We start from the raw sequence: 21,230 nt of genomic DNA on the forward strand, positions 1-21,230 counted from the left end.
ATCATTACTCGCGGTGGTATGGGTGGTTGGTGGTAATACTCCACGCCCGATAAAGGCTTTCTGCAACCAGCACACGTACCAACGGGTGAGGGAGAGTGAGCGAGGAAAGCGACCAACTTTGTTCTGCGGCAGCTTTACAGGCAGGGGATAACCCCTCGGGGCCACCGATCAGCAGACTGACGTCACGCCCATCCTGTTTCCAGCGCTCAAGCTCATGGGCCAGCTGCGGTGTATCCCACGGTTTTCCGGGGATATCCAGCGTGACAATGCGATTTTTGCCGGCCGCAGCCAGCATCAATTCACCTTCTTTTTCCAGAATGCGAGCGATATCGGCATTCTTACCGCGTTTACCAGCAGGAATTTCCACTAGTTCAAACGGCATGTCTCGCGGAAAGCGGCGCAGGTATTCCGTGAAACCGGTCTGAACCCAGTCCGGCATTTTGGTTCCCACGGCAATGAGCTGCAGCTTCACGCATTAACCCCAGAGTTTTTCCAGTTCATACAGGCGACGGCTTTCTTCCTGCATAACGTGAACAATCACTTCGCCGAGATCAACCACAACCCAGTCAGCGACGTTTTCGCCTTCTACACCCAGCGGGTATAAACCGGCAGCGCGAGATTCCTGGACAACGTGATCGGCAATGGACACCACATGACGGGTGGACGTACCGGTGCAGATAATCATGCAGTCGGTGATACTGGATTTGCCGTGAACATCGATAGTGATGATGTCCTGGCCCTTAAGATCGTCGATTTTGTCGATGACAAAATCCTGGAGTTCTTTACCCTGCAAGTTTCCCCCTGGTCAGGTGATGAAAAATATAAACAGCCCGTAAGTATACCTGAAACCAGGACGAAGTCGGACAAATGTCGCCTGCCGGACAGTACCGGCGCGCTATCATCCCACCCAATGGCTATGATTGCATCGCCATTTTTGTAAAACAATTTCTGTAAATCAGTGTGGTGGGACAAGTCTGGCTGCGGAGAATAACAGCCTGTCAGGGGGTGTCAATGGTCTGAAGGGAGGTTGGCGATGAAAATAGGAATATCGCAGAGTTTACACACAGTAAGCCCCGGAAAGTTATTGGTAAAGCCCTTGTTGGTGGATATAACGCAGCACGGCTTGTGGCAACATTTCGTCGCAGGATTCTCCCTGCTGGAGGCGCTCGCGAATCAGCGTGGCGGAAATATTGAACCAAGGTGTTTCAGCGATATAAATTTTCCCTGCGGGAGTGCGGTGTAAATCATCCGCGCAGTTCGTCAGATGGTGATCCAGCCAATGCTGATGCATTTCCTCTTTCATCGCCATCGGATAGCCTGGACGACGGCAAACCAACAGATGCGCATTATCCAGAATGCTTTCGTAGTCGTGCCATGATGGGAAGTTGATCAGCGAGTCCTGACCAATAATAAAGGCCAGCGGCTGCGTTGGACCCTGTTCCTGTCGCCATTCGCGCAGTGTTTCCGATGTGTACGAACGCGTATCACGGCGCAGTTCGCGTTCATCGAGTTCAAACAAGGGTTTATTGGCGATAGCCAGCTCCAGCATTTCGGTTCGCTGGGCGCTGGTCGCTTCCGGCTGTGGACGATGCGGCGGGACGTTGTTCGGCATGATGATGACCTTTGACAGGCCAATCAGGTTTGCCAGAATTTCAACCGGCTTGAGGTGACCATAATGTACGGGATCAAACGTGCCGCCGTAGAGTGCCTTTAACGCCGTCATATCATCCTTCAAAAAAAACGTCGGGCAGATTTTTGTGACACAGCAGCAGCGACAGACCGTCGAGTTCAGCCCAGACCGACTGACCGTAATCCTGTTTGAGCGTGAGCTCAGTTCGCGCCAGAAGAGACACCGCATGGCGCAGCTGCTCCGGGCTCAGGCGGTTCAGCGCCTCAGTAAATAACGGTCGACGATTCTGCCAGACGCGGTGCTTATCGAACAGTGCACGCAGCGGCGTGTTGACCGATTGACGCTTCATGTTCACCAGCAGCAGAAGTTCGCGCTGAAGGGTTCGCAGCAGAATAACCGGCTCACTGCCTTCCTGGCGTAACTGCTGCAGGATATGCAATGCGCGTTTGCTTTTTCCTGCCAGCAGCGCATCCAGCCAGTGAAACGGTGTAAAGTGCGCAGCATCATTTACCGCCTGCTCAACCCGCGGCAGCGTCAGTTTACCGTCTGGCCACAGGAGTGACAGGCGTTCAAGCGCCTGGGCCAGCGCCAGCAGGTTGCCTTCATAGCAATAGCAAAGCAGTTGGCTTGCGGCGTCATCGAGCTGCAAATTTAGCTGTTTAGCACGCGTGGCGAGCCAGCGCGGGAGCTGTGCTTGTTCAGGCGTCTGGCAGGAAACCTGCGCTGCACGTCCGGAAAGCGCGTTATACCAGGCCGCATTTTCTTGGGCTTTGGTCAGTTTATTACCGCGGATAATCAGCAACAATTCGTCGTGGAGCAGGCCAATCAGCGCCATGAACTGTTCATTAATGGCCGCATTCGGACCATTATCCGGCAGGACCAGCGTCAGCGTTTGACGCGAGGCGAACAGGCTGCGTTCCTGGCTAAGCGCAAACAGCGCATTCCAGTCGGTACTTGCGTCTATCGTGACGGTGTGGTGTTCATCAAAGCCCTGAGCCCCTGCCGCGAGGCGAATGGCATCCTGACTTTCTTGAAGCAAAAGAGGGTCGTTTCCGAGCAGTAAATACGCCGCGCGCAGCCCTTCAGAGAGCTGCGCGCGGAGTTGTTCTGGGTACAGCCGAATCATCAGTTACCCAGAGTCGTGGAGACGCGAGTTCCGGCCGGTGCTTCGGTTGCGTTAGCATCCGTAGCAGACTGCTCGTCCTCTTTGGTGGCTTCAGCATCCGCCACCTTGACGCTTGGCAGCTTACGAATCAGCTGTTGAGCGGCTTTGTCGTACATCTCCTGGACGATTATCTCCTGCTCGGCATCTTTCGCCAGCGCCTGTTGTGGGTTATCGAAGTACGAACGATAAACCTTGGCGCTGATTGGATAGATGTCGTGACCCGGGATAAGCACGCTGGCATGGACGGTCATGACCATCTGGTATTCCGCCGTTCTGCCGTCCTGGAATACGGACGCGGTATCTTTACCAATCGATGCACCGCCCAGACGCAGGGATGGAATATCCTGGCGAATAGAGCTGGCTTCGACAATCTCAATCCCGTTCAGGCGTAACTGGTTACGTACCGAGCGGCTCAACGGTCCGTTAGGATCGCCTGAGATAAAAATCATCTTTTTCATATTGTCCGGAACCTGCGTCGAACTGCGCAGGTGCCAGCCACAACCAGCGGTGACAAGCACCGCCAGAGATACCAATAACGTTGTCAGAAATCGCACGCTTCCTCCCGCGCTTAGCCAACGACCAGGTTGAGCAGTTTGCCCGGCACGTAAATGACTTTACGCACGGTCATACCATCCAGATATTTTGCGACCAGATGTTCCTGGCCTGCACGTTCACGAACCTGCTCTTCAGTTGCATCCACCGGCACAGTCACTTTACCGCGAACTTTACCGTTAACCTGTACCACGATGAGGGTGGTGTTTTCCACCATCGCTTTCTCGTCGGCTACCGGCCATGGTGCGGTATCGACATCACCTTCGCCACCCAGCAGCTGCCACAAGGTGAAGCTAACATGAGGGGTGAACGGGTTCAGCATACGTACCACTGATTGCAGAGCCTCCTGCAGCAGAGCGCGATCTTGCTCTTCTTCAGCAGGGGCTTTCGCCAGTTTGTTCATCAGTTCCATCACGGCCGCGATGGCAGTGTTGAAGGTCTGACGACGACCAATGTCATCTGTCACTTTAGCGATGGTTTTGTGAACGTCACGACGCAGCGCCTGCTGATCTTCGCTTAACGCTTCGACGTTAAGGGCAACCGTTGGGCCTTTCGAGGTGTGTTCGTAAACCAGTTTCCACACGCGTTTCAGGAAGCGATTAGCGCCTTCAACGCCAGACTCCTGCCACTCAAGGGTCATGTCTGCTGGAGACGCGAACATCATGAACAGACGAACGGTGTCCGCGCCATAACGTTCAACCATTTCCTGAGGGTCGATGCCGTTGTTTTTGGACTTAGACATTTTGCTCATGCCGGTATATACCAGCTCATGGCCTGCTTCGTCCTTCGCTTTCACGATTCGGCCTTTCTCGTCACGTTCAACGATGGCTTCTTTCGGGGAAACCCAGTTACGCTCGCCGCTTTCGCCCAGATAGTAGAAAGCATCTGCCAGCACCATACCCTGACACAGCAGCTGTTTTGCCGGTTCGTCAGAGTTCACCATGCCCGCATCACGCATCAGTTTGTGGAAGAAGCGGAAGTACAGCAGGTGCATGATGGCGTGCTCGATCCCGCCGATATAAATATCCACCGGCAGCCAGTAGTTGGCAGCGTCGGAATCCAGCATTCCTTCCTGATAGTCAGGGCAGGTATAACGCGCGTAGTACCAGGAAGACTCCATAAAGGTGTCAAAGGTGTCGGTTTCACGCAGCGCTGGCTGGCCGTTAACGGTGGTTTTCGCCCACTCAGGATCGGCTTTGATTGGGCTGGTGATGCCGTCCATGACTACGTCTTCCGGCAGGATAACCGGCAGCTGATCTTCTGGGGTTGGCATCACAGTACCGTCTTCCAGGGTCACCATCGGAATTGGCGCGCCCCAATAACGCTGACGGGAAACCCCCCAGTCGCGAAGACGGAAGTTGACTTTACGCTCACCCACGCCCAGTTCTGCCAGCTTGTCGGCAATGGCGTTGAAGCCTTCCTGGAAGCTCAGGCCGCTAAATTCACCGGAGTTAAACAGAGTACCTTTTTCGGTCAGGGCTTGCTCAGACAGGTCCGGCTCGGAACCATCAGCCTTCAGAATCACAGGCTTAATGGTCAGGCCGTATTTGGTCGCAAATTCGTAGTCGCGCTGGTCGTGGCCCGGAACAGCCATCACCGCACCGGTGCCGTATTCCATCAGCACGAAGTTAGCCGCCCATACTGGAACCGCTTCGCCCGTTAGTGGATGAATCGCTTTGAATCCAGTGTCGACGCCTTTCTTCTCCATCGTCGCCATTTCAGCTTCAGCAACTTTGGTGTTGCGGCATTCATCAACGAAGGCTGCCAGTTCAGGATTATTGAGTGCGGCCTGCTGTGCCAGTGGGTGACCTGCAGCCACGGCCAGATAAGTTGCACCCATAAAGGTGTCAGGACGCGTGGTGTAAACGGTCAGCTTGTCAGCGTAATCTGCAACGTCGAAGGTGATTTCTACGCCTTCAGAACGGCCAATCCAGTTACGCTGCATGGTTTTCACCGTGTCAGGCCACTGATCCATTTTATCCAGGTCGTTGAGCAGTTCGTCAGCGTAAGCGGTGATTTTGATAAACCACTGTGGAATTTCTTTACGCTCAACTTTGGTATCGCAGCGCCAGCAGCAGCCGTCGATAACCTGCTCGTTCGCCAGTACGGTCTGGTCATTCGGGCACCAGTTAACGGCGGAGGTTTTCTTGTACACCAGGCCTTTTTTGTAGAGCTCGGTGAAGAACTTCTGCTCCCAGCGGTAGTATTCCGGGGTGCAGGTCGCCAGCTCGCGGCTCCAGTCATAACCGAAGCCCAGCATTTTGAGCTGGTTCTTCATGTAGGCGATGTTGTCGTAGGTCCACGGTGCAGGCGCGGTCTTGTTTTTTACCGCGGCGCCTTCAGCCGGCAGACCAAATGCATCCCAGCCGATTGGCTGCAGCACGTTTTTGCCCAGCATGCGCTGGTAACGGGCAATCACATCACCGATGGTGTAGTTGCGCACGTGGCCCATGTGTAGTCGGCCAGAAGGATAGGGGAGCATCGACAGGCAGTAGTATTTCTCTTTGCTGTTGTCTTCAGTTACTTCAAATGTGCGCTTATCGTCCCAGTGTTGCTGGACTTTCGATTCTATCTCTTCCGGGCGGTATTGCTCTTGCATGGCAGCCAGTGGTCCTGTTTTCAATACAGCTACAAACGTAGCCAATGGATGTGGTCATTCAGATCCGCATAGCATAGCCCAAACGGGCACGTCAAAACAGCCTTTCGCACACACCAGGCTGGCGTTTATTTACCGTGTCTGTGGCTTACCTGACAAAGCGATAAGGAAATAAGGTCTATCATTAGAGGACGTTAACCGCCCGGGAGATGAAACAATGAACAAGGTCGCTCAATATTATCGTGAACTGGTGACGACGCTAACCGAACGCCTGCGTAATGGAGACCGCGATATTGACGCGTTGGTCGAGCAGGCGCGTCTGCGCGTTAGCCAGACCGGGGAGTTAACCCGAACCGAAGTGGAGGAGCTGACAAGAGCCGTTCGTCGGGATCTGGAAGAGTTCGCCATCAGTTATAACGAAAGCCAGGATGAGCTGAAAGACAGTGTGTTTCTCCGGGTGATTAAAGAGAGCATCTGGCAGGAACTGGCGGACATCACTGACAAAACGCAACTGGAGTGGCGGGAGGTATTCCAGGACTTGAATCACCACGGGGTGTATCACAGCGGGGAAGTGGTGGGGTTGGGCAATCTGGTGTGCGAGAAATGCCACTTCCACTTAGCGGTGTATTCGCCGGATGTGCTGCCGTTGTGCCCGAAATGCGGTCACGATCAGTTCCAGCGCAAAGCGTTTGAGCCCTAGGTAAATGCAAACGGCAACCCCTGGATTGCCGTTTTAATGTTTGTGCCCTCTCCCTGTGGGAGAGGGCATCAGACCGGAACAGCATGAAGTATTAGTGCAGGATTTTCGCCAGGAAATCTTTCGCACGGTCGGATTTCGGATTATTAAAGAACTCGTCTTTATCGGAGTCTTCCACAATCTTGCCTTCGTCCATAAAGATAACGCGGTTCGCCACCTTACGGGCAAAGCCCATTTCGTGAGTCACCACCATCATCGTCATTCCTTCGTGCGCCAGTTCGACCATGACGTCCAGCACTTCGTTGATCATCTCCGGATCAAGCGCCGATGTGGGCTCATCAAACAGCATTGCTACTGGATCCATACACAGCGCGCGGGCGATCGCCACACGTTGCTGTTGGCCACCGGAAAGCTGCGCCGGGAATTTATCGGCATGGGCAGTCAGTCCGACGCGTTCCAGTAATTTCAGCCCTTTGGTACGCGCTGCAGTTTTATCACGTCGCAGTACTTTGACCTGCGCCAGGGTCAGGTTTTCGATAATCGACAGATGGGGGAATAACTCGAAATGTTGGAACACCATGCCGACGTGTGAACGCAGTTTTGCCAGATCGGTTTTCTTGTGGGTCACCTGCGTGCCGTTAACCAGAATCTCGCCCTGCTGAACCGGCTCAAGGCCGTTAACGGTTTTAATCAGCGTGGATTTACCGGACCCCGACGGGCCACAAACTACCACCACTTCGCCTTTTTTCACTTCCGTGGAGCAGTCGGTGAGCACCTGAAAGTGACCATACCATTTCGAAACATTTTTCAGGGAAATCATTACACGGTCCTTTTCTTCAAATAGCTGACCAACAGCGAGGCGCTTAAACTGATAACAAAATAGACGGCTCCTGCGAACAGGATCATCTCAACCTGGGTTCCGTCACGCTCGCCAATGGTAGAGGCGGTACGGAAGAAATCGGCAAGACTCAGCACGTACACCAGCGACGTATCCTGAAACAGGACAATCCCTTGAGTCAGTAGTAACGGCACCATTGCGCGGAAAGCCTGCGGCAGAATAATGAGCTTCATCGACTGCCAGTGAGTCATCCCCAGAGCTAAGGCTGCATTGCCCTGGCCGCGAGAAACGCTCTGAATACCGGCGCGAATAATTTCTGAATAGTAGGCAGCTTCGAACATCGAGAAAGCCACCATCGCGGAGATCAGGCGAATATCGGCTTTCGGCGACAGGCCAAGGACCTGCTGTAAGAAGCCCGGCACAATCAGGTAGAACCACAGCAGTACCATCACCAGCGGAATAGAACGGAACACGTTCACATACGCGGTCGCAAACCAGGCCAACGGTTTGAAGGTGGATAAACGCATCACCGCCAACAGGGTGCCCCAGACGATACCAATGATTATCGCCGTGACGGTAATCTTCAGCGTGATAACCAGACCTGCGAGCAGGTAAGGCATCGACGGAACGATAGAACTCCAGTCAAAATCGTACATTATTTGCCTCCCATATTGCCCGGCAGGCGAACCTTACGTTCAACCAGATTCATTACCAGCATGATAACCGTGTTAATCAATACGTAAGCGAGGGTAATTGCGGTGAAGGATTCCCAGGCATGCGCCGAGTAATCCAGCAGTTTGCCCGCTTGAGCAGCCATATCCACCAGCCCGATGGTTGAGGCGATGGCTGAGTTTTTCACCAGGTTCATCATCTCCGACGTCATCGGTGGGACAATCACGCGATAGGCGTTCGGCAGCAGTACATAACGATAGGTTTGTGGCAGCGTCAGGCCCATCGCCAGACCAGCATTCTTCTGACCGCGCGGCAGCGACTGAATGGCCGCCCGCACCTGTTCGCATACGCGGGCAGCGGTAAACAGCCCCAGGCACAGCATCGAGGAAACGAAGAACTGAATGTTAGGATCAAGCTCAGACTTAAACCACATGCCGAGGTCTTCCGGCAGCAGTTCCGGTATCACCAGATACCAGGTAAAGAATTGAACGATCAGCGGAACGTTGCGGAACAGTTCCACGTACAGCGTGCCGATCCCGGATAAGAACCGATTTGGTACGGTGCGCAGAATGCCGAACAGTGAGCCGACGAAGAACGCGATAATCCAGGCGGTGATGGACAGTGCCACCGTGACCTGAAAGCCGCTCCACAGCCAGCCAAGATAGGTGGTGTTGCCGAACGGGGCTTGTTGCAGAAAAATACCCCAGTTCCAGTCGATTGACATAAATGGACTCCGAAAAAAAAAGGGTAGCAGCGCTACCCTCTAAGACTGCTAAGGAAACGATTACACGTCATCCTTCACACTGTATCTTTGTTGGCCGCCTTCGCTCACCACAGTCACTTACTGATGTAAGCTCCTGCGGATTCGCTTAGTTGCCGCCGCGATACAGCCTGAATGATTTTGTGTAATTAGTTGTTCATGGTGAATGGGGAACGACCATTCACCATATAGTCTGTCCGTATTTCCTCGCAATCGAGAGGGCAGGCGAGCCCGCCCATTATTGTTCTAGTTAGTTAAGTGCTTTGTCGTTTGGTGTCTTAAACAGCGCTTTCATGTCGTCAGACAGCTCGAAGTTCATGTTAAGGTTCTTCGGCGGAATTGGATTTTTGAACCATTTATCGAACGACTTCGCGGCTTCACCGGAGGTCTGCGCCTGAGCGATGGTGTCATCCATCAGCTTTTTGAACTGCGGATCGTCTTTGCGCAGCATGCAGCCGTAGGCTTCTTTGGACTGCGCGGTACCGACGATTTCCCAGTTGTCAGGTTTCTTCGCTTTCGCACGCTCACCTGCCAGCAAGGCGTCATCCATCATGAACGCCACTGCACGGCCGCTTTCCAGGGTACGGAAAGAGTCGCCGTGGTCTTTGGCGCTGATGATGCGCATGTCCATTTTTTTCTCTTCGTTCAGCTTGTGCAGCAGAATTTCAGAGGTGGTCCCGGACGTCACAACAACCGCTTTGCCTTTCAGGTCGGCGAAATCTTTGATTGCGCCGCCTTTCTTGGCCAGCAGACGGGTGCCGACCACGAAGATAGTGTCAGAGAATGCAGCCTGCTTCTGACGCTCGAGGTTGTTCGTGGTGGAACCACACTCGAAGTCAAAGGTGCCATTTTGCAGCAATGGAATACGGTTCTGGGACGTAATTGGGATCAGCTTAACCTGCAGATCCGGCTTGTTGAGTTTCTTCTTGATAGCGTCAACGATAGCGTTGGAGTAATCCTGCGAGTAGCCCACAACCTTTTGCTGGTTGTCGTAATAAGAGAACGGTACGGATGATTCACGGTGCCCAACCACAATCACGCCGTTTTTGGCGATTTTATCCAGCGTGCTCTGGCCTGAAGCCTGTGCTGCGTCGTCGGCGTGCGCCACGCCTGCGGATATTCCCATCACCAGCATTGCTGCGGCCAGTTTACGTAATTGCATATCCAACTCCTTATCGTAGCGTCAGGGACGCACGGATACCCATGTGAGTGTTGTGTTGTTATTGCCTGCAACTTTAGTGTGCAGTGTTAAGCCAGTTTGTTAACATTTAGTTTGGCTTAATGTAAAGATTTTGCTGCGTTATTGTTTGTTTTTGCGAAGTGCGCCGCACCGTTTTAAGGCAAAAATGCTCTGCCGCACCAAAATGGTGCCACCGTTGAGCGCTGCTGGTGCGACCGGGTTGCACTATGGCAAATTACGCAGCTCACTGAAGTAACTAAGCAATTGGCGTGCCAGAAAAGGGGCGTTGGGGCGCGGGGGAAGACGAAAACGGCAATCGAAGGATTGCCGTTTAGATTCATGAAGTGAGAAGGGCGTTAGCGACGACGCTGTCTAAGACTCATCACCAGTGCGCCAAAGCCAAACAGCACGGTAAGTGCCCACAGTGGCCAGTTTCCGGCACGCGCGTACGGGGTCAAACCGGTCGTTGGCGTCACCGTGGTGGTCAGCACATCGCGGGTGAACTGCGGGATTATCGCCTGCACGTCACCGTGCGGGTTGATAACCGCCGTAATCCCGTTGTTGGTGCTACGCAACAGCGGACGTGCCAGTTCCAGGGCACGCATCCGCGCCATCTGGAAGTGCTGCCATGGGCCAATCGATTTACCGAACCACGCATCGTTAGAAATGGTCAGCAGGAAATCGGTGTCCGGACGGAAGTTGTCGCGCACCTGCTCGCCAAGAATAACTTCGTAGCAAATAGCAGGGGTCAGCTTCAGATTATGCGCAGAAAGCTGCGGCTGAACGTACGGCCCGCGGCTAAACGATGACATCGGCAGGTCGAAGAACGGTGCCAGCGGACGCAGAATCGACTCCAGCGGCACAAACTCACCAAACGGCACAAGGTGATTCTTGTTGTAGCGGTCGGTAGAGTTGTAGCTGTATGGGTTATCTTTGCCTAGCGTAATGATGGTGTTGTAGGTGTCATAACGGTTTTTCGCGTTAAGACGGGAATCCACCACGCCGGTAATCAGCGAGCTGTTTTTGGCGCGCAGCATATCGTCCATCATACTGAGCAGGCGCTGCTGATTGATTTCCAGGTCTGGGATCGCTGACTCAGGCCAGATAATCAGTTGCGATTTACCCATCACTTTTTCGGTCGCATCAAGATAAATCTTCAGCGTATTGATGAGTTCTTTCTCATCCCACTTCAGCGACTGCGGAATATTGCCCTGCACCAGCGAGACCTGGGTCGTGCGCTCAGGCAGCAACTGATACCACTGGATATAGCGCAGCGGGAACGGCAGCGCGAACAGCACTACGGCCACCACCAGCGGACGCCAGTTACGGGTTACCAGCGCCAGCGCCAGCAGACCGCTGACCATCATCAGCAGGAAGTTAATGGTTTCCACGCCCATCACTGGCGCCAGGCCTTTCAGTGGGCCATCAATCTGGCTATAGCCAAACTGCAGCCACGGGAATCCGGTCAGGACCCAGCCGCGCAGGAATTCGGTGATTTGCCATATCGCAGGGGCAGCAATCGCCACGCGGACCCAGTTGGCTTTTGGCCACAGACGCGCAAGCACACCGGCGAAAAGCCCGGTATACAGCGAAAGATAGGCGGCGAGGAGCACCACAAGGAACACATTCACCGGACCCGGCATACCGCCAAACTGCGCGATGCTGACGTAGACCCAGTTAATGCCGGAGCCGAATAAGCCGAGGCCCCAGAAGTAACCAATCCCGGCGCTTTGCAGCGGACGGCGGTTAAGGGTTAATCCCTGAAGCCCAATCAGCGAAACGATCGCCGCTGGCCAGAAATCATAAGGGGAAAAAGCCAGCGTTCCGCAGGCACCAAAAAGTAGCGCCAGCAGCAGGCGAATGCGCTGGCGTTCAATCAGAGAGGCAAATGCCATTTAGCGTTGTCGTCCCGTAAAATTAATCTTCCAGATTGGGCTGTGGCGCATCTTCCGGAAGTTTGACGTGTACCTGGATGATACGGCGGCTGTCAGCCATCGCAACTTTGAACTGGTAACCATCAATGTCAATGGATTCGCCGCGAGCAGGTAGATGCCCGAACGCCTGCATCACCAGACCGCCGATGGTATCGACTTCATCGTCGCTGAAGTGCGTGCCGTAGGCTTCGTTGAAGTCTTCGATAGAGGCCAGCGCGCGAACGGTCCAGGTGTGACGGCTCAGCTGACGGAAATCGATGTCGTCTTCTTCATCGTATTCGTCTTCAATTTCGCCGACGATCAATTCCAGTATGTCTTCGATGGTCACCAGACCCGAGACGCCGCCAAATTCGTCAATCACAATTGCCATGTGGTAGCGCTGAGAGCGGAACTCTTTCAGCATGCGGTCAACCCGCTTGCTTTCCGGCACCACCACCGCCTGGCGTAACACCTTATCCATGCTGAAAGCTTCGGAATCGCTGCGCATAAACGGCAGCAAATCTTTAGCCATCAGAATCCCTTCGATGTGATCTTTATCTTCGCTGATCACCGGGAAACGAGAGTGGGCGGACTCGATAATGACATCGAGACACTCGTCCAGCGTCTGGTTGCGTTTCAGGGTAATCATTTGAGAACGGGGGATCATGATGTCGCGGACGCGCTGGTCTGCTATATCCATTACCCCTTCGAGCATGTCGCGCGTATCTTCGTCGATAAGGTCGTTTTGCCCGGAATCACGGATTAGCGCCAGAAGTTCATCACGGTTTTTAGGTTCGCCGTGGAACAGTTGGCTCAGTAAGAGGGAGAAGAATCCCTTTTTGCTGTTTAAGGTGTCGCTACTGTGTGAGTTGTCGTCGCTCATGGCGTCGTATGGGGTCTCATGTTAATAGAATGATTGCAGCCTGGCGTAAATTCAGCCTTAGGCGGCATAAAATGCCAGCGCGGCGGCAAGCCGCCGCACAGGTTACTCTTTCTCGGCAATGTACGGATCATCATAGTTCAGAGCAAGCATTATCTCTGTTTCCAGACTTTCCATCTCTTCAGCTTCTTCGTCTTCAATATGGTCGTAACCCAGCAGATGAAGACTGCCGTGAACCACCATATGCGCCCAGTGGGCTTCCAGCGGTTTGCCTTGCTCTTCTGCCTCGCGTTCAACCACCTGGCGGCAAATAATGAGGTCGCCCAACAGCGGCAGTTCAATGCCTGGCGGGACTTCAAACGGGAAAGAGAGCACGTTGGTCGACTTATCTTTACCACGATAGGTCAGGTTCAGCTCGTGGCTTTCTGCCTCATCGACCAGACGAATGGTCACCTCCGACTCTGCCTGAAACGCCGGAATGGTGGCGTCCAGCCAGCGCTGAAATTGCGCTTCCTGCGGCAGTCCGTTTTCGTCCTCGGTCGCAACTTGTAAATCCAGAATTACCGAACTCATTTGTGCTCTTGCTCCTGCGATGCCAGCGCTTCGCGTTTCCGCTCGGCGGACTGCTCGGCTTTACGTTTTTGATCGGCCTCTTCCCACGCCTCATAGGCGTTAACGATTCGGGCGACCACCGGGTGGCGCACCACGTCTTCGCTGTGGAAGAAATTGAAGCTGATTTCGTCGACTTCCGCCAGCACTTCAACGGCGTGGCGCAGGCCGGATTTCATATTGCGCGGTAGGTCAATCTGGGTAACGTCACCGGTGATAACCGCTTTCGAATTAAAGCCGATACGGGTCAGGAACATCTTCATCTGTTCGATGGTGGTGTTCTGGCTTTCATCCAGGATGATGAACGCATCGTTGAGCGTGCGCCCACGCATGTAGGCCAGCGGCGCGACTTCAATCACGTTGCGCTCAATCAGCTTCTCTACTTTTTCAAAGCCGAGCATCTCGAACAGTGCGTCATACAGCGGACGCAAATACGGGTCGACTTTCTGGCTGAGATCCCCTGGCAGGAAGCCGAGTTTTTCACCCGCTTCTACCGCCGGACGCGTCAGCAGAATGCGCCGAATCTCTTGTCGCTCCAGCGCATCGACGGCGGCTGCAACCGCCAGATAGGTTTTACCCGTCCCCGCAGGGCCTACGCCGAAGGTGATGTCATGGTCAAGAATATTGGCGATGTACTGCGCCTGATTCGGCGTGCGCGGTTTAATCACGCCACGCTTGGTCTTGATATTGATGGCTTTACCGTAGTCCGGCACGCTATCGGCGCTTTGCTCCAGCACGCGGGCTTCTTTGATAGCCAGATGAATCTGTTCCGGATCGATATCCTGAGTCTGGCCACGCATTGGGGCCGTATCGACATACAGGCTGCGCAGGATATCTGCCGCTGCGTTTACGCAGATGGCGCGTCCGGTGAGTTTGAAATGATTATCGCGGCGGTTGATTTCGATACCCAGTCGTCGCTCCAGATGTTTGATGTTGTCATCAAACGGGCCACAGAGGCTCAGCAGGCGGTCGTTGTCTGCCGGCTCGAGGGTTACTTCACGGGTTTCTGTATTCAAGCTGTTCCTCTTTTACCAGGCGCCATGGTGGGCGTTTTTGAACGTGTATACGGAAATTATTCACGCCAGTGATTAAAGGCGCAAGCACTGCGATTGATGTGGGGGCAGGGCGGGAAAATGCAAGGGCCTGCCCGACGGGGCAGGCCACAGGATCACGGCTGGAAAATACCCACGCCGAGATCGTTCTCTTTGCGGGTACGGGCAATCACGGATTCCGGAGATTCCACCACGCGCAGACCCATTTCCGCTTCGGTGCGGATGAGCTTGCCGCGCAGGGAGTTGGTGTAAACGTCGACGATTTCCACATCAACGAATTTACCGACCATCTCTGGCGTGCCCTCGAAGTTCACCACACGGTTATTCTCGGTACGCCCGGTCAATTCCATGATGCTCTTACGGGACGTGCCTTCCACCAGAATGCGCTGGACAGTGCCGACCATACGGCGACTCCAGGCCATGGCCTGCTGGTTGAGACGCTCCTGTAGGATGTACAGACGCTGCTTTTTATCGTCGTCTGAGACGTCATCGATCATATCTGCCGCAGGGGTGCCAGGACGCGCAGAGAAAATAAAGCTGTAACTGACGTCCATATTCACGTCGGCAATGAGCTTCATGGTCTTCTCGAAGTCTTCATCGGTTTCGCCAGGGAAACCGACGATGAAGTCAGAGCTGATTTGAATGTCCGGGCGCGCGGCATACAGCTTGCGAATAATGGCTTTGTATTCCAGCGCGGTGTGGGTACGTCCCATAAGATTCAGGACGCGGTCGGAGCCACTCTGAATCGGCAAATGCAGGAAGCTCACCAGTTCCGGCGTATCACGGTACACATCGATGATGTCGTCGGTAAACTCAATCGGATGGCTGGTGGTGAAACGAATGCGGTCGACGCCGTCGATAGCCGCCACAAGGCGCAGCAGTTCGGCAAACGAACCGGTGCTACCGTCGTAGTTCTCACCGCGCCAGGCGTTGACGTTCTGGCCCAGCAGGTGTATTTCGCGCACACCCTGAGCCGCCAGTTGGGCGCATTCAAACAGAATGTCGTCGCACGGACGGCTGACTTCTTCTCCGCGGGTATAAGGCACGACGCAGTAAGTGCAGTATTTGTTGCAGCCTTCCATGATCGACACGAACGCGGTCGGGCCATCAGCGCGTGGCTCTGGCAGGCGGTCGAATTTTTCGATTTCAGGGAAGCTGACGTCAACGATCGGTTTGCGGTGATCGCGCATACCGCGAATGGAACTGATCATTTCTGGCAAACGGTGTAGCGTCTGCGGGCCAAAAATAATATCGACGTAGTGGGCGCGCTGGCGGATCAGTTTGCCTTCCTGTGAGGCGACACAACCGCCAACACCGATGATCACGTCCGGTCGTTTGGCTTTGATAAGTTTCCAGCGTCCCAACTGGTGGAACACTTTTTCCTGCGCTTTCTCACGAATCGAGCAGGTGTTCAGCAGCAGTACATCGGCTTCTTCCGCGATGTCAGTCAGTTGATAGCCGTGAGTGGCATCCAGCAGATCGGCCATCTTTGATGAATCGTATTCGTTCATCTGACAGCCCCAGGTTTTAATATGGAGTTTTTTTGTCATCGACTTAGCTTTGCTCATGCTCAGGAAACGCAGGGCGCGTATTGTAATGCTTTGTAGCGAGTGTGACCAGTATGACCCACCCGGCGCCCAAAGGACAAAAAAATCCGGTAAACTTAAGGGATTGAGGTTTAAGGAAACGAGCCATGAGCAATCAACATACTGATGTCGCCGTCGTTGGCGGTGGGATGGTCGGGGGCGCGCTGGCGCTGGGGCTGGCACAGCTTGGATTCAGCGTAACCGTGATTGAACAGGCGGCACCGCCCGCATTTGATGCAGCCAGCCACCCAGACGTGAGGATCTCCGCCATCAGCGCGTCGTCGGTCGGTTTACTGCGCGGGCTTGGCGTGTGGGAGGCGATTCAGGCTATGCGCACTCACCGTTATTGCCAGCTGGAAACCTGGGAATGGGAAAACGCACACGTGGTGTTTAACGCCGCGGAGCTCAAATTGCCCGAACTCGGTTATATGGTGGAGAACAACGTTTTACAGCTCGCCTTGTGGCAGGCACTGGAGGCACATGACAACGTCAGATTGTGCATGCCGTCGTCGCTGGAAACGATGCTGCACGGTAGCGAAGGCTATCAACTGGGCTTTACCGACGGCAGTGAGCTGAAGGCAAAATTGGTGATTGGGGCCGACGGTGCAAATTCTCAGGTTCGCCAAATGGCTGGGATCGGCGTTCATGCCTGGCAGTATCCGCAGTCCTGCATGCTGATTACCGTGAAGTGCGAGAACGAACCGGGCGACAGTACCTGGCAGCAGTTCACGCCCACTGGGCCACGTGCATTCCTGCCGCTGTTCGACCGCTGGGCATCGTTGGTGTGGTACGACACTCCGGCGCGCATTCGCCAGCTTCAGTCGCTGTCGATGGCGCAGCTTGAACAGGAAATTGTACGTACGTTCCCGGCGCGTCTTGGGCAAATAAAACCCGTTGCGGCGGGTGCATTCCCTCTCACGCGTCGTCACGCATTGCGTTACGTGCTGCCAGGTTTAGCGCTGGTGGGCGATGCGGCGCACACCATTCATCCGTTGGCGGGGCAGGGCGTGAATCTCGGCTATCGTGATGTCGACGCGCTGCTGGACGTGCTGGCGAATGCCCATAGTCAGGGTGAAGACTGGGCAAGTTTGCCGGTGCTTAAGCGCTATCAGACGCGCCGGATGGCGGATAATTACCTGATGCAGTCGGGCATGGACCTGTTCTATGCAAGCTTCAGTAATAATCTTGCACCGCTCAGAATGCTGCGAAACGTCGGCTTGATGGCCGCAGAACGCGCGGGCGTACTCAAACGCCAGGCACTGAAGTATGCATTAGGATTGTGAGAACTGATGCGGTCGAAAGGCCGCGATTAACCATCAATCAGCAGAATGACAAAAACAAAAAAGCCCGCCGAAGCGAGCTTTTTGTTTATGTGGCTGGGGTACGAGGATTCGAACCTCGGAATGCTGGTATCAGAAACCAGTGCCTTACCGCTTGGCGATACCCCAACAGAATTCTTGATGCTTTACGATGCTGATTGAAAAGTGGCTGGGGTGCAGGGATTCGAACCCCGGAATGCTGGTATCAGAAACCAGTGCCTTACCGCTTGGCGACACCCCATCAGGTGTTCTTTTCAGTATTTGTACATCGTTTACTAAATGGCTGGGGTGCAGGGATTCGAACCCCGGAATGCTGGTATCAGAAACCAGTGCCTTACCGCTTGGCGACACCCCAAAAATATGGTGGCTACGACGGGATTCGAACCTGTGACCCCATCATTATGAGTGATGTGCTCTAACCAACTGAGCTACGTAGCCTGAATTTTGTTTTGCCAGTGAGACTGGCTGGGGTACCTGGATTCGAACCAGGGAATGCTGGTATCAAAAACCAGTGCCTTACCGCTTGGCGATACCCCAATTGACTCACGTGAAAACGCTTAGTCTGGGAAAAAATGGCTGGGGTACCAGGATTCGAACCTGGGAATGCTGGTATCAAAAACCAGTGCCTTACCGCTTGGCGATACCCCATCCGTGCAACGCTTATTGGAAATGGTGCGGGAGGCGAGACTTGAACTCGCACACCTTGCGGCGCCAGAACCTAAATCTGGTGCGTCTACCAATTTCGCCACTCCCGCAAAAAAAGATGGTGGCTACGACGGGATTCGAACCTGTGACCCCATCATTATGAGTGATGTGCTCTAACCAACTGAGCTACGTAGCCATCTTTTTTTCGCGTTACCTTATCGGCGTTGCGGGGCGCATTATGCGTATTGAGCCAATGAGCGTCAACTTCTTTTTCAAGGAAAATGGCCGGAATGTGACTGTTTGGTTAGGTTGCGAACAGCGAGGCGAATTTATCGGCAATAATTGATTATTACGTCTTTTATCCGTCCGATTATCGACCATAACGCAAAATGGGCCCCGAAGGGCCCATTGTTAAAAGCGTGACGTTATTTGTAGGCTGACTGATGAACGCCTACCGCACGGCCTGACGGATCGTTCATGTTTTTGAACGCGTCATCCCATTCGATAGCCTTAGCGGAAGAGCAGGCGACTGACGGGCCTCCAGGAACGCATTCTGCCGCACTTGGCAGAGGGAACTGCTCTTCGAAGATTTCACGATACAAATACGCTTCTTTGGAAGACGGCGTGTTGTACGGGAAGCGGAAGCTCGCGGTTTCCAGTTGCTTGTCAGTAATCTGCTTTGCAGCCACTTCTTTCAGGCTATCAATCCAGCTGTAGCCTACGCCATCGGAGAACTGTTCTTTCTGGCGCCATGCCACGCTTGCCGGCAGATAGGATTCAAAGCATTCACGCAGAATGTGTTTTTCCATTTTGCCGTTGCCGCACATTTTATCCTGCGGGTTAATACGCATTGCCACGTCGAGGAATTTTTTGTCGAGGAAAGGCACGCGCGCCTCAACGCCCCAGGCAGACATCGCTTTGTTGGCACGAGCACAGTCAAACATGTGCAGCGCCTGCAGTTTACGCACGGTTTCTTCATGCAGTTCTTTCGCGTTTGGCGCTTTATGGAAGTACAGGTAGCCACCAAACACTTCGTCAGCACCTTCACCGGACAGCACCATCTTGATGCCCATCGCTTTGATTTTACGTGACATCAGGTACATCGGCGTGGAGGCACGGATGGTAGTGACGTCATAGGTTTCGATGTGATAAATCACGTCGCGGATGGCATCCAGACCTTCCTGCACGGTGAAGTGAATTTCATGGTGCACGGTGCCCAGGTGGTTTGCCACCTCCTGTGCGGCTTTCAGGTCCGGTGAACCGTCGAGGCCGACTGCGAAAGAGTGCAGCTGCGGCCACCAGGCTTCAGAACGTTCCTGATCTTCCACGCGGCGGGCGGCAAATTTCTTGGTGATAGCAGAAATCACAGAAGAATCGAGACCGCCCGAGAGCAGCACGCCGTAAGGCACGTCGGACATCAGGTGGCTTTTCACGGAATCTTCCAGCGCCTGACGCAGCTCGGCTTTGTCAGTGACGTTGTCTTTTACTGCGTCGTAATCGAACCAGTCACGCTGGTAATAAGGACGAATTTCACCGTCCTGACTCCACAGGTAGCTGCCTGCCGGGAATTCTTTAATGGAGCGGCAAACCGGCACCAGCGCTTTCATTTCAGAGGCAATGTACAGGTTGCCGTGTTCGTCATGACCCATATACAGCGGGATGATCCCGATGTGATCGCGGCCGATCAGGTAGGCATCTTTTTCACTGTCGTACAGCACAAAAGCGAACATACCTTCCAGCTCGTCGAGGAATTCCGGGCCTTTTTCCTGATACAGCGCCAGGATGACTTCACAGTCGGATCCGGTCTGGAACTGATAACGGTCGCCGTATTCTGCACGCAGCGCCTGGTGATTGTAGATTTCACCGTTTACGGCCAGCGCGTGGGTTTTCTTTTCGTTGTACAGCGGCTGGGCACCGGCGTTGACGTCGACAATAGACAGACGCTCATGGGCCAGAATTGCTTTATCGCTGGCGTATACGCCTGACCAGTCCGGGCCGCGATGGCGCATCAGGCGAGAAAGCTCCAGCGCTTTTTTACGCAGCTCAACCGCGTCCGTTTTGATATCCAGTACACCGAAAATAGAACACATAGCGACTTCTCCGTTAATTCTGTTGCGTGTTGTTGTGGCGTTGCATGACTTAAAAAATGCCGTAAAGCGGGCGAGTGCGCAAGAGAATTACCGGAGTTACAGGAAATAATGCAATGAGGATTAGGGAATAGTGAAAAACAGGTAGTTAATTGCCATCAAGATTAACGATTGTGCAATTTATAGCGTGTTTTATTAGATGTGACTCTGTTTTGCGGTGTGTAAAACAGAAAACCACGCCCGGGGACGTGGTTTTCATTCAGATTACGTCGATTTCGGCCACCGACGGATAAATCCACGACGGTCGGAACGGCATACTATCGATGTCATCCACGGTCGACACGCCAGAGAGCACCAGAATGGTTTCCAGACCGGCCTGGAAGCCCGCCAAAATATCGGTGCGCAGGTTATCGCCGACGATAACAGTCTGCTCTGAATGGGCCTGCATTTTGTTCAGTGCGGCGCGGATGATCCACGGGCTGGGTTTGCCGACATAGAACGGCTTGCGCCCGGAAATCTTCTCGATCCCTGCACACAATGCGCCACAGGCCGGATAGAATCCACGGCCGTGGGTGTCCGGGTTAGTGGCAATGAAACGTGCGCCGTTCGCCACGAAGAATGCCGCTTTGTGCATCATTTCCCAGTTAAAGGAACGCGTCTCACCCACGATAACAAAATCGGGATTCACATCGGTGATGGTAAACCCGGCTTTATACAACTCGTGAATCAACGCCCCTTCGCCGACCACATACGCTTTTTTACCTTCCTGACGACGCAGAAAATCGGCCGTTGCCATTGCTGAGGTGTAAAACACGCTGTCCGGCACGTCGACACCCGCGGTGGCGAAGCGGTTGGCCAGGTCCTGACCGGTTTGCGAAGGGTAATTAGTCAGCAATACTAGCGGCATGCCTTTCTCCAGCACGCGGGTCAAAAACTCCGCCGCGCCGGGAACGGCGACGTTATCGTGCATCAGCACGCCGTCAATATCGCAAATGATGTTCTGAAGGGTCATGGACTGTCCGACGTCTTATTTAGGAAAGGCGTAATTA

General features: G+C 53.9%; 19 protein-coding genes and 8 tRNA genes. 2 read left to right on the forward strand and 25 right to left on the reverse strand.

The window, feature by feature from the left end; genetic code table 11:
- Window positions 1-4 precede the first annotated feature (4 nt).
- The 6 genes from rlmH to leuS all read right to left on the reverse strand — a co-directional run bounded on the left by rlmH (window position 5) and on the right by leuS (window position 5,946).
- Entirely contained in the window at window positions 5-472 is a 468-nt protein-coding gene (gene rlmH, locus MUU46_RS17155; RefSeq protein ID WP_110512401.1) for a 23S rRNA (pseudouridine(1915)-N(3))-methyltransferase RlmH, read from the reverse strand.
- Between the two features lie 3 nt (window positions 473-475).
- Entirely contained in the window at window positions 476-793 is a 318-nt protein-coding gene (gene rsfS / locus MUU46_RS17160; RefSeq protein ID WP_110512402.1) for a ribosome silencing factor, read from the reverse strand.
- 288 nt (window positions 794-1,081) lie between these two features.
- On the reverse strand, window positions 1,082-1,723 hold the full coding sequence (gene nadD, locus MUU46_RS17165) for a nicotinate-nucleotide adenylyltransferase (RefSeq protein WP_159754448.1): 642 nt from the start codon (window positions 1,721-1,723) through the stop codon (window positions 1,082-1,084).
- A 1-nt stretch (window position 1,724) separates the two neighbouring features.
- Entirely contained in the window at window positions 1,725-2,756 is a 1,032-nt protein-coding gene (holA, locus tag MUU46_RS17170; protein ID WP_258966151.1) for a DNA polymerase III subunit delta, read from the reverse strand.
- Complete coding sequence (gene lptE, locus MUU46_RS17175; RefSeq protein ID WP_258966152.1) at window positions 2,756-3,349, reverse strand: LPS assembly lipoprotein LptE; 594 nt, start codon at window positions 3,347-3,349, stop codon at window positions 2,756-2,758. Before lptE ends, holA begins: the two co-directional genes overlap by 1 nt.
- Window positions 3,350-3,363: 14 nt before the next feature.
- The gene (gene leuS, locus MUU46_RS17180) at window positions 3,364-5,946 is read right to left on the reverse strand and encodes a leucine--tRNA ligase (RefSeq protein ID WP_258966153.1); all 2,583 of its coding nucleotides are present in this window, start codon (window positions 5,944-5,946) and stop codon (window positions 3,364-3,366) included.
- Window positions 5,947-6,160: 214 nt separating this feature from the next.
- Between leuS and MUU46_RS17185 the strand changes: the two genes are divergently transcribed.
- Complete coding sequence (locus MUU46_RS17185) at window positions 6,161-6,643, forward strand: zinc ribbon-containing protein (protein WP_159754436.1); 483 nt, start codon at window positions 6,161-6,163, stop codon at window positions 6,641-6,643.
- Between the two features lie 91 nt (window positions 6,644-6,734).
- Here the strand turns inward: MUU46_RS17185 and MUU46_RS17190 are convergent, their stop codons facing one another.
- The 9 genes from MUU46_RS17190 to miaB all read right to left on the reverse strand — a co-directional run bounded on the left by MUU46_RS17190 (window position 6,735) and on the right by miaB (window position 16,094).
- Entirely contained in the window at window positions 6,735-7,460 is a 726-nt protein-coding gene (locus MUU46_RS17190; protein WP_258966154.1) for an amino acid ABC transporter ATP-binding protein, read from the reverse strand.
- Entirely contained in the window at window positions 7,460-8,134 is a 675-nt protein-coding gene (gene gltK, locus MUU46_RS17195; protein WP_159754430.1) for a glutamate/aspartate ABC transporter permease GltK, read from the reverse strand. Before gltK ends, MUU46_RS17190 begins: the two co-directional genes overlap by 1 nt.
- Window positions 8,134-8,874 (reverse strand): amino acid ABC transporter permease, encoded by a 741-nt coding sequence (locus tag MUU46_RS17200; RefSeq protein WP_159754427.1) that lies wholly within the window; start codon window positions 8,872-8,874, stop codon window positions 8,134-8,136. Before MUU46_RS17200 ends, gltK begins: the two co-directional genes overlap by 1 nt.
- A 286-nt stretch (window positions 8,875-9,160) precedes the next feature.
- Window positions 9,161-10,072, reverse strand: coding sequence for an amino acid ABC transporter substrate-binding protein (locus tag MUU46_RS17205; protein WP_258966155.1), 912 nt, complete (start codon window positions 10,070-10,072; stop codon window positions 9,161-9,163).
- 374 nt (window positions 10,073-10,446) lie between these two features.
- Entirely contained in the window at window positions 10,447-11,985 is a 1,539-nt protein-coding gene (gene lnt / locus MUU46_RS17210) for an apolipoprotein N-acyltransferase (RefSeq protein WP_258966156.1), read from the reverse strand.
- A 22-nt stretch (window positions 11,986-12,007) separates the two neighbouring features.
- Window positions 12,008-12,886 carry a CNNM family magnesium/cobalt transport protein CorC gene (gene corC, locus MUU46_RS17215; protein WP_159754418.1) on the reverse strand — a complete coding sequence of 293 codons (879 nt, stop codon included), beginning with the start codon at window positions 12,884-12,886 and terminating at the stop codon, window positions 12,008-12,010.
- Between the two features lie 102 nt (window positions 12,887-12,988).
- Window positions 12,989-13,456: an rRNA maturation RNase YbeY gene (gene ybeY / locus MUU46_RS17220; protein ID WP_159754415.1), complete on the reverse strand. Its 468-nt coding sequence runs from the start codon at window positions 13,454-13,456 to the stop codon at window positions 12,989-12,991.
- A complete protein-coding gene (locus tag MUU46_RS17225) occupies window positions 13,453-14,508 on the reverse strand; it encodes a PhoH family protein (RefSeq protein WP_258966157.1) in 1,056 nt (351 codons plus the stop codon). The genes ybeY and MUU46_RS17225 overlap by 4 nt, the downstream gene beginning before the upstream one ends.
- Before the next feature lie 152 nt (window positions 14,509-14,660).
- Window positions 14,661-16,094 carry a tRNA (N6-isopentenyl adenosine(37)-C2)-methylthiotransferase MiaB gene (miaB, locus tag MUU46_RS17230; protein WP_159754409.1) on the reverse strand — a complete coding sequence of 478 codons (1,434 nt, stop codon included), beginning with the start codon at window positions 16,092-16,094 and terminating at the stop codon, window positions 14,661-14,663.
- 143 nt (window positions 16,095-16,237) lie between these two features.
- Here miaB and ubiF point away from each other — a divergent pair, with 143 nt between their 5' ends.
- Window positions 16,238-17,413, forward strand: a complete 1,176-nt coding sequence (ubiF, locus tag MUU46_RS17235) for a 3-demethoxyubiquinol 3-hydroxylase (RefSeq protein WP_159754406.1) — start codon at window positions 16,238-16,240, stop codon at window positions 17,411-17,413.
- Between the two features lie 90 nt (window positions 17,414-17,503).
- On the opposite strand, the gene MUU46_RS17240 is transcribed toward ubiF, so the two are convergent.
- From MUU46_RS17240 to nagD, 10 genes are all read right to left on the reverse strand, one after another.
- Window positions 17,504-17,578, reverse strand: a tRNA-Gln gene (locus tag MUU46_RS17240).
- Between the two features lie 37 nt (window positions 17,579-17,615).
- A tRNA-Gln gene (locus MUU46_RS17245) sits at window positions 17,616-17,690 on the reverse strand.
- A 39-nt stretch (window positions 17,691-17,729) separates the two neighbouring features.
- Window positions 17,730-17,804 (reverse strand) — tRNA-Gln (locus MUU46_RS17250).
- 6 nt (window positions 17,805-17,810) lie between these two features.
- Window positions 17,811-17,887: transfer RNA gene (locus MUU46_RS17255), tRNA-Met, on the reverse strand.
- 24 nt (window positions 17,888-17,911) lie between these two features.
- Window positions 17,912-17,986, reverse strand: a tRNA-Gln gene (locus MUU46_RS17260).
- Window positions 17,987-18,022: 36 nt separating this feature from the next.
- A tRNA-Gln gene (locus tag MUU46_RS17265) sits at window positions 18,023-18,097 on the reverse strand.
- Between the two features lie 22 nt (window positions 18,098-18,119).
- A tRNA-Leu gene (locus MUU46_RS17270) sits at window positions 18,120-18,204 on the reverse strand.
- Window positions 18,205-18,213: 9 nt separating this feature from the next.
- Window positions 18,214-18,290: transfer RNA gene (locus MUU46_RS17275), tRNA-Met, on the reverse strand.
- A gap of 229 nt (window positions 18,291-18,519) precedes the next feature.
- A complete protein-coding gene (gene asnB / locus MUU46_RS17280) occupies window positions 18,520-20,184 on the reverse strand; it encodes an asparagine synthase B (protein ID WP_258966158.1) in 1,665 nt (554 codons plus the stop codon).
- Between the two features lie 256 nt (window positions 20,185-20,440).
- On the reverse strand, window positions 20,441-21,193 hold the full coding sequence (nagD, locus tag MUU46_RS17285; protein ID WP_110510123.1) for a ribonucleotide monophosphatase NagD: 753 nt from the start codon (window positions 21,191-21,193) through the stop codon (window positions 20,441-20,443).
- Window positions 21,194-21,230 lie beyond the last annotated feature (37 nt).

Origin of the sequence: Scandinavium tedordense (genome assembly GCF_024764965.1) — a bacterium.
GTDB lineage: Bacteria > Pseudomonadota > Gammaproteobacteria > Enterobacterales > Enterobacteriaceae > Scandinavium > Scandinavium tedordense.

Coding starts and splice junctions, on each gene's coding strand:
- MUU46_RS17205 (WP_258966155.1), bottom strand. CDS start 10,072: ATGCAATTACGTAAACTGGCCGCAGCAATGCTGGTGATGGGAATATCC.
- miaB (WP_159754409.1), bottom strand. CDS start 16,094: ATGACAAAAAAACTCCATATTAAAACCTGGGGCTGTCAGATGAACGAA.
- leuS (WP_258966153.1), bottom strand. CDS start 5,946: ATGCAAGAGCAATACCGCCCGGAAGAGATAGAATCGAAAGTCCAGCAA.
- corC (WP_159754418.1), bottom strand. CDS start 12,886: ATGAGCGACGACAACTCACACAGTAGCGACACCTTAAACAGCAAAAAG.
- gltK (WP_159754430.1), bottom strand. CDS start 8,134: ATGTACGATTTTGACTGGAGTTCTATCGTTCCGTCGATGCCTTACCTG.
- nagD (WP_110510123.1), bottom strand. CDS start 21,193: ATGACCCTTCAGAACATCATTTGCGATATTGACGGCGTGCTGATGCAC.
- ybeY (WP_159754415.1), bottom strand. CDS start 13,456: ATGAGTTCGGTAATTCTGGATTTACAAGTTGCGACCGAGGACGAAAAC.
- nadD (WP_159754448.1), bottom strand. CDS start 1,723: ATGACGGCGTTAAAGGCACTCTACGGCGGCACGTTTGATCCCGTACAT.
- lnt (WP_258966156.1), bottom strand. CDS start 11,985: ATGGCATTTGCCTCTCTGATTGAACGCCAGCGCATTCGCCTGCTGCTG.
- asnB (WP_258966158.1), bottom strand. CDS start 20,184: ATGTGTTCTATTTTCGGTGTACTGGATATCAAAACGGACGCGGTTGAG.
- MUU46_RS17185 (WP_159754436.1), top strand. CDS start 6,161: ATGAACAAGGTCGCTCAATATTATCGTGAACTGGTGACGACGCTAACC.
- holA (WP_258966151.1), bottom strand. CDS start 2,756: ATGATTCGGCTGTACCCAGAACAACTCCGCGCGCAGCTCTCTGAAGGG.
- MUU46_RS17200 (WP_159754427.1), bottom strand. CDS start 8,874: ATGTCAATCGACTGGAACTGGGGTATTTTTCTGCAACAAGCCCCGTTC.
- ubiF (WP_159754406.1), top strand. CDS start 16,238: ATGAGCAATCAACATACTGATGTCGCCGTCGTTGGCGGTGGGATGGTC.
- MUU46_RS17190 (WP_258966154.1), bottom strand. CDS start 7,460: ATGATTTCCCTGAAAAATGTTTCGAAATGGTATGGTCACTTTCAGGTG.